This is a genomic window from Acetatifactor sp., from assembly GCF_982438285.1.
In genome coordinates this window covers 1-2,472 of record NZ_CEWDFQ010000399.1, presented here as the reverse complement: position 1 = coordinate 2,472, position 2,472 = coordinate 1, and the positions used below count along the sequence as shown (strand labels likewise).

Here is a 2,472-nt window from a genome sequence, read left to right as displayed (position 1 = left end):
GCTTTCTATTTTATTTCCCCACTGCTTTTACAAAAAGCTTAAGCAAGCGTCCTCCCTGCACAGCCGCAAGCTCCTGGGCCTTGAAATTGCGCAAAGCCAATAGAATTCCCCAGTAAACCGCAAAGGACACCCCAAAACCAATCAGCGCAGCAGCCAGGTTTCCCAGATGCGGTGTAAAAAATTTCCCAATGAGAAATTCCATAAGAGCGGCGCCGCAGACAGCGCCTAAGGGAATACAAAAGGTTCGTACCATCTGTATGCCTCGTCCCAGTCTGCCAATTACAAAAAATCCGGTCAGCCCGCAGTAGAGAGCGCTTCCTATGACTCCGCCGTATACCAGGGAAAGAATCCCCGCATTCCCTGCCTGCAGAAACAGTGCTGCGGCTGCCGCAAAAATCACATTTGCGATCCCCAGACAGGCAGCCACATGATATTTTTTCCCCTGAGAAAGCAAAATGCTCTTAAAATAAAACGCAAAGGTCCCAAACACAATTATGCTTGAACCAAAGCGCAGCATAGAAGCCAGTGTTTCAGCCCGGGCCTCATTGAAAATTCCCGCCGCCTGCTGCGCCATAACAGCCAAAAACACTGCAAAAAATAATGCCTTTGCCCATATCATGTGAATTCCCGCCTGAAAGCAGTTTCTGGCATAGCGCTGATCCTCCCGCTTTAAGCCGTGAGTAACTCTGGCTCCGGCCGGTATCAGGGAAGCGCACAGTAAAAAAAGAAAGCCTGCGCAAAGGGCCAGATACTGTCCGTAATACACTCCATAGCTCTGTCCTCCCAAATCTGCGCCCTGGGCATTTTTATGAAAAAATACCATTCCAAACCACACAGGAAGCCGTTCCAGCAGTCCTGTCAAAAGAAAAGCTCCCATACTTCCATACAGGATTCTTGTAAAATCCCATAAAGATTCTCTTGTCTTTTTCCCTTCTTCTGCTTTTTTTCTCTCTTTGCTGCTTCCCCGGTAAACCAGAAGCAGAAACAGAAGAATCAAAATCTCCGTAAGACTTACCGCGATGGCAGCCCCGGAGCCTGCCCACATAAAGGCAAACTCTTCCCTGCCAAGAAGACCGCTTACCTTTTCCCCATAGCTCTTAAGGATATTACAAAACAAAAGAGAAAATCCAAGAATAAACACCTGCCTGATCACACAGGCCGCCGCAGTGGGAAGCTCAGAACCCTCTCCCTGAAAATAACCCAATAGTACGCTTGAAATGGTCCGAAGAAACACTGCCGGTGCAAACAGGCGGATCAAAAGACTGCTGTATGGCAACTCAAAGACATGCTCCGCCAAGGGACCTGCACAGGCAGACAAAAGTATACTTCCTGCCGCTCCCACTGCTCCCTGAAGCAGCATTGCATTTTTCCTCAGCCCGGCGCAGTTTTTATTTTGCCCCTTTCCGTTTCGGCTTCGAAGAATTTTCCCAAGACAGTCTGCCGCGCCATAGCTAATGAGCAGGCAGACCCCAAAATAACATTCCACTGCCGCCGCAAGATAGGCCACGCCTGCATCCTGAATGACTCTTCCCACCGCTAACAGCGTGATTACACCTATTATATGGGAATACATTTGTATCTGTTTTCTCTTTACTTCCACCGGATTCATTCAAAGTCCCTCAATCTTTTTTATCTCTGGTAATTCCAAGTGTTTTAAGCACTTCTTCCTGCTTCCTTTCCATCACCCTGGCTTCCGCCTCCTCCATGTGGTCATAGCCGCACAGGTGAAACATGCTGTGGGCCACCAGAAACGCAAACTCTCTCTCTTCACTGTGCCCGTAATTCTCTGCCTGTTCTCTCACCCGGTCCGCCGAGACAATGATATCTCCCAGAATCAGCTCTTTGCTGTCCGGATCAAAGCAGTCATGCAGACTGCTTTCCTCAATTTCAAATACGCCCGGCCTGGCAAATTCCAAGCCTGGAAAAGACAATACGTCCGTCTCCGCATCAATTCCTCTGTATTCTTTATTAAATTCACGGATGCCTGCATTATCCGTAAGCAGCAGATTCACCTGGACTTCATAAGGGCATCTTTCTGCTTCCAGCACCTCCTTGGCCACCTGTCTTCCAACTGCAAGGATATCAAAGGGAAAATCCGCATCTGTTTCATTTTCAACGTAAAAAGTCATAATAGAGCTTTTCCTCCTTAAATTTCTTCTGCATTGTCTTAAGCTCCCTTAGGGAAATGTCACAGTTGTTAAAGGTTCCCGAGTCTATAAGATGTCCAAACACCACATCAATGATTTTGTCATAATCCGGGTGCTTGTCTCCGTTTTTTGACAAGAAAAGCGTCACTGCCGCCACCACCGCATCACTGCACAAAAGGACAGCGGTTTCCTTCGCCTGTATGGGCGTTTTTTTATCCATATATTCCCTTAAGACTGCCTCCGCGGCGGGCGGGAATTTTTCCTTTTCCAAAAAGTCTGGTATTATCTTATCCATTTTATGATAATAGCCTGCGCACTTCAGCGC

General features: G+C 47.7%; 3 protein-coding genes. All 3 read right to left on the bottom strand.

Translation table 11 applies throughout. The features are described 5' to 3' along the window. Positions 1-10: 10 nt before the first annotated feature. Positions 11-1,609: an oligosaccharide flippase family protein gene (locus AC1WIP_RS14465; RefSeq protein WP_481142490.1), complete on the bottom strand. Its 1,599-nt coding sequence runs from the start codon at positions 1,607-1,609 to the stop codon at positions 11-13. 10 nt (positions 1,610-1,619) lie between these two features. Next, entirely contained in the window at positions 1,620-2,129 is a 510-nt protein-coding gene (ybeY, locus tag AC1WIP_RS14460; RefSeq protein WP_481142489.1) for an rRNA maturation RNase YbeY, read from the bottom strand. Next, positions 2,113-2,472: hypothetical protein (locus AC1WIP_RS14455; protein WP_481142488.1), on the bottom strand; the 360-nt coding region annotated here is incomplete at its 5' end. The genes ybeY and AC1WIP_RS14455, both read right to left, overlap by 17 nt.